The sequence below is a fragment of the Nocardioides sp. genome (assembly GCF_024509035.1).
GTDB lineage: Bacteria > Actinomycetota > Actinomycetes > Propionibacteriales > Nocardioidaceae > Nocardioides.
The window spans coordinates 1-4,465 of sequence record NZ_JANINT010000181.1 but is presented as its reverse complement, the minus strand read 5'-3'; the positions used below and the strand labels follow the sequence as shown (position 1 = coordinate 4,465).

6 protein-coding genes are annotated in these 4,465 nt (G+C 71.7%); 3 read left to right on the top strand and 3 right to left on the bottom strand.

The window, feature by feature from the left end:
* Together Q0L15_RS13825 and arfB are read left to right on the top strand one after the other, a co-directional pair.
* On the top strand, positions 1-381 hold a 381-nt coding region (locus tag Q0L15_RS13825), incomplete at its 5' end, for a CoA-binding protein (protein WP_296605030.1).
* Complete coding sequence (gene arfB, locus Q0L15_RS13820; protein ID WP_296605029.1) at positions 378-803, top strand: alternative ribosome rescue aminoacyl-tRNA hydrolase ArfB; 426 nt, start codon at positions 378-380, stop codon at positions 801-803. The genes Q0L15_RS13825 and arfB, both read left to right, overlap by 4 nt.
* An 11-nt stretch (positions 804-814) precedes the next feature.
* Here the strand turns inward: arfB and metG are convergent, their stop codons facing one another.
* Complete coding sequence (gene metG, locus Q0L15_RS13815; RefSeq protein ID WP_296605028.1) at positions 815-2,608, bottom strand: methionine--tRNA ligase; 1,794 nt, start codon at positions 2,606-2,608, stop codon at positions 815-817.
* Between the two features lie 63 nt (positions 2,609-2,671).
* On the opposite strand from metG, the gene Q0L15_RS13810 reads away from it, so the two are divergent.
* Positions 2,672-3,352 (top strand): GPP34 family phosphoprotein, encoded by a 681-nt coding sequence (locus tag Q0L15_RS13810; protein WP_296605027.1) that lies wholly within the window; start codon positions 2,672-2,674, stop codon positions 3,350-3,352.
* 15 nt (positions 3,353-3,367) lie between these two features.
* On the opposite strand, the gene Q0L15_RS13805 is transcribed toward Q0L15_RS13810, so the two are convergent.
* Positions 3,368-3,922, bottom strand: a complete 555-nt coding sequence (locus Q0L15_RS13805) for a TIGR03086 family metal-binding protein (RefSeq protein WP_296605026.1) — start codon at positions 3,920-3,922, stop codon at positions 3,368-3,370.
* A 22-nt stretch (positions 3,923-3,944) separates the two neighbouring features.
* On the bottom strand, positions 3,945-4,465 hold a 521-nt coding region (locus Q0L15_RS13800), incomplete at its 5' end, for a disulfide bond formation protein DsbA (protein WP_296605025.1).

The window sequence follows — 4,465 nt, the reverse complement described above, 5'->3', positions numbered from 1 at the left end:
CGCTTCATGCTCGACGACTGCGAGACCTGGGCGGTGGTCGGCCTCTCGGGCGACCAGACCCGCACGGCGTACTCCATCGCCGCCCTGCTCCAGCAGCGCGGCAAGCGGATCGTCCCGGTGCATCCCGACGCCCCGACCGTGCTGGGCGAGCAGGGCTACGCCTCGCTCGCCGACATCCCCTTCCCCGTCGACGTCGTCGACGTCTTCCGGCGCTCGGAGGCGGCCGGGGAGTTCGCCGACCAGGCGGTGGCCATCGGCGCCAAGGCCGTGTGGTTCCAGCTGGGGGTCGTCGACGAGGACGCGTTCGCCCGCACGACCCGGGCCGGGGTCGCCATGGTCATGGACACCTGCCCGGCGATCGAGTGGCGCAAGCGGGGATGAGCCTCGCGGTCCCCCCGGGGCCGGGCCTGCCGTCGGGGGTCGTCATCCCGGACGCCGAGCTCGTCGAGCGGTTCTCCCGCTCGCCGGGTCCGGGTGGGCAGTCGGTCAACACGACCGACAGCCGGGTCGAGCTGGAGTACGACGTGTCGGCCTCGACCGCGCTGGACGACGCCCAACGCGCACGGCTCGTGGGCCGGCTCGGTTCGCCGGTGCGGATCGTGGCCTCCGAGCACCGCTCCCAGCACCGCAACCGCGTCGCGGCGCGCGAGCGGCTCGCGGCGATGATCCGCGAGGCACTCGCTCCGCCGCCCCCGCCCCGGCGCCCCACGAAACCGACCCGCGGCTCGCAGCGGCGGCGCCTGGACGCCAAGAAGCAGCGCGGCCAGACCAAGGCGCTGCGCGGCCGGGTGCGGGACACCTGAGCCGTGTCGTCTCAGCCGCCGAGACGGGCGAGCTCCTCGTCGACCACCGACGGGTCGAGCTTGGTGAAGATCGGGGTCGGCTTGGCCACGGGGGTGCCGACCGCGATCGGCCGGCGGGCCCATGCGGGGAAGCCGGAGTACTCGCCGGTGATGATCGGGTACGGCGCGCCGCCGTCGAGGTCCTCGACGTCCTCCAGGCGCGGCATCGGGGCGAGGTCGCCCGCGCCGCCGAGTGCTTTGTCGACCTCGTTGGCCGAGAACGGCAGGAACGGGCTGAGCACCACGTTGAGGTCGGCGACGCACTGGGCGACGACGTGGAGGATCGTCGCCAGCCGCTCGCGCTGGTCCTCACCCTTGAGCTTCCACGGCTCGGTGTCGGAGACGTACTTGTTCACCTCCGCGACCGCGCGCATCGCCTCGCCGATCGCCTGCTTCTGCCGATGCCGACCGATCAGGTCGCCCACGACGTCGAACGCCAACGCGACGGAGTCGAGCAGCGCCTGGTCCTCGGCCGTCAGCTCGCCGGCGGCGGGGATCTCGCCGAAGTTCTTCGCGATGAGGTTCGCCGTGCGGTTGACCAGGTTGCCCCAGCCGGCGACGAGCTCGTCGTTGGTGCGGCGCACGAACTCCGACCAGGTGAAGTCGGAGTCCTGGTTCTCCGGACCCGCCGCCGCGACGAAGTAGCGGAACGCGTCCACCTGGTAGCGGCTCGTCAGGTCGCGCACGTAGATGACCACCCGCCGCGAGCTCGAGAACTTCTTGCCCTCCATCGTGAGGTACTCCGAGGAGACGACCTCGGTGGGGAGGTTCAGCTCGCCGTACTCCCGCGGCGAGCCACCCTTGGTGCCCTTGCCGCCGTAGGCCAGCAGCTCGGCCGGCCAGATCTGGCTGTGGAAGGTGATGTTGTCCTTGCCCATGAAGTAGTACGACAGCGCCTCGGGGTCGTTCCACCACTCGCGCCACCGCTCCGGCTCGCCGAGACGCCGCGCCCACTCGATCGAGGCGGACAGGTAGCCGACGACCGCGTCGAACCACACGTAGAGCTTCTTGGTCGGGTTGTCCCGCCACCCCTCGAGCGGCACGGCGATGCCCCAGTCGATGTCGCGGGTCATCGCCCGCGGCCGGATCTCCTTGAGGATGTTCTGGCTGAACCGGATCACGTTCGGCCGCCAGGTGCCGGATGCCTCGCGCTCGTCGAGCCACTCCCCCAGCGCGTCGGCCAGCGCCGGCAGGTCGAGGAAGAAGTGCTGGGTCTCGATGAACTCCGGCACCTCGCCGTTGATCTTCGAGCGCGGGTCGATCAGGTCGTGCGCGTCGAGCTGGTTTCCGCAGTTGTCGCACTGGTCGCCGCGCGCGCCGTCGTAGCCGCAGATCGGGCAGGTGCCCTCGATGTAGCGGTCGGGCAGGGTGCGTCCGGTGGACGGCGAGATGGCGCCGTACGTCGTCTGCTCGACGAAGTACCCGTTCTCGTAGACGCCCAGGAACAGCTCCTGCACGACCAGGTGGTGGTTGCGGGCGGTCGTGCGGGTGTAGAGGTCGTAGGTCAGCCCGAGGGACACGAGGTCCTCGGCGATGATCCGGTGGTTCTTGTCGGCCAGCTCCTGCGGTGCCAGGCCCGCCTCGTCGGCCGCGATCAGGATCGGCGTGCCGTGCTCGTCCGAGCCGGAGACCATGAGCACGTCGTGGCCCGCCATCCGCATGTACCGGCTGAAGACGTCGGCGGGCACGTACACACCGGCCACGTGACCGATGTGACGCGGGCCGTTGACATACGGCCATGCGGTGGCGGAGAGAACCTTGCTCATGGGCCCAATCCTAGGGAGGGAGGCGAGCGGCTTCGCCGGCGCCGTCGCGCTACCGTCAGCAAGGTGGAGATCCTGATCGCCGAGGACATGCTCCTCCTGCTGCTCGACGACGAGAGCGGCAAGCTCACGCTGACGTCCTATCCGCAGACCGTGCTGGGCGGCGCGCTCCTCGTCGAGCTCGCGATCACCGGCGCCGTCGAGGTCGAGGAGAAGACCAGCATGTGGCGCTCCGCCAAGGTCCGGGCCGTGGCCGGCGCCCCTCCCGCGGACCCGGTGCTGCGCGCGGCGTACGACGTCATCGCGGACCGGCCGCGCACCGCCCAGGACCTCGTGCAGCGACTCGGCAAGGGCACGAAGGACGCGCTCGCGGACCGGCTGGCCGAGAGGGGCCTCCTCGAGCGACACGACGACCGCGTGCTCGGCCTGTTCCCGCGCACCCGGTGGCCGGCGGTGGACTCCAGCCACGAGCAGGAGGTGCGCCGGCAGCTCACCGCTGCGCTCGTCCAGGGGGCCGAGCCCGACGAGCGCACCGGCGCGCTGGTCGCGCTGCTCTCCGCGATCGACAAGCCCCACAAGGTCGTCGACCACGACGGCCTCACTGCCGGCGAGGTGCGCAAGCGGGCCAAGACGATCGCCCGGGGCGACTGGGCGGCCAAGGCCGTCCGCGACGCCATCACGGCCTCGACGGCGGCCATCACCGCGGTCGCGGCGACCACCGCGGCCGCCGGTGCCGCCGGCAGCTGAGCCCTCCGGGCGAGGTCAGCCGACCGAGCGCCCGGCGAACGCGGCCAGCCGCTCGTAGGGCCCGGCGCCGTCGGGGGCGGGCTGCTCGGGTCCGAACACCGGCCCGCGGTTCTCGGCCGTCAGCCCGGCCTGCAGGAACGCCAACGCGCGCTCCGCGATCTCCGGGTCGAGGCGGTCGACCGGGAACCCGATCGCGGTCGCCAGGTCCCACGAGTGCACCGCGAGCTCGGCGGTCGCCATGTCCGCGCTCGACTCAGCCTCGCCGGCGTTCTCGTGCCACCAGTGGACGAGGTCGTCGCCGGCGACCCGGAACGCCGGGCCCCACTCCTCCTCGACGTGCGGGGGCCGGGCCGACCAGTCCGGCTGCTCGCCGCGCGCCATCGCGAGGAAGGTCGCCGGCGCCGCGACCAGGTGGTCGGCGAGCGCCGCGACGTCCCAGCCCTCGCACGGGGTCGGGCGCTTCAGGCGGTCTCGGTGCACCTGGTCGAGGACGTCACCGGCCTGATCCACCGCCCGCGTGAGCACCCGGACGTCGTCTCCCCAGCTGTCCTGCGCGTGATGGCTCGTCATGAACCCACGCTAGGACTGCCGGTCAGGTGAAGTCGAGATCCTCGGTGCGGCTGCGCTTGAGCTCGTAGAAGTGGTCGTAGGCCGAGAGCGTGACGAACGCGTCCCACATCCGGCCCGCCTCCTCGCCGCGCGGCGCCTTGCTGATCACCGGGCCGAAGAACGCGTGGCCCTCGAACGCGATCGTGGGCGTGCCGACCTCGTTGCCGACCTGGTCCATGCCGAGGTGGTGGGAGCGCGCGATCGCCTCGTCGTACGACGCGTCGTCCATCGCGTCCGCGAGCGCCGGGTCGAGGCCGGCCTCCTCCAGCGCGGCCTCGATGGTGGCGCGGCTCTTGTCGGCCTTCTCGAGATGGAAGCGGTTGCCGAGCGCCGTGTAGAGCGGCAGCAGGACGTCCTTGCCGTACTTCTGCTCGGCGGCCATCAGCACCCGCACGGGGCCCCACGCGGGCTTGAGGAACTCCCGGTAGTCGTCGGGGATGTCCTTGTCCTGGTTGAGGTAGGCCAGGCTCATGATGTGCCAGGTGACCTCGATGTCGCGGACCT

What these genes read in the sequence shown, in the direction of transcription:
- arfB (WP_296605029.1), top strand. Translation starts at nt 378, where the DNA reads ATGAGCCTCGCGGTCCCCCCGGGGCCGGGCCTGCCGTCGGGGGTCGTC.
- metG (WP_296605028.1), bottom strand. Translation starts at nt 2,608, where the DNA reads ATGAGCAAGGTTCTCTCCGCCACCGCATGGCCGTATGTCAACGGCCCG.
- Q0L15_RS13805 (WP_296605026.1), bottom strand. Translation starts at nt 3,922, where the DNA reads ATGACGAGCCATCACGCGCAGGACAGCTGGGGAGACGACGTCCGGGTG.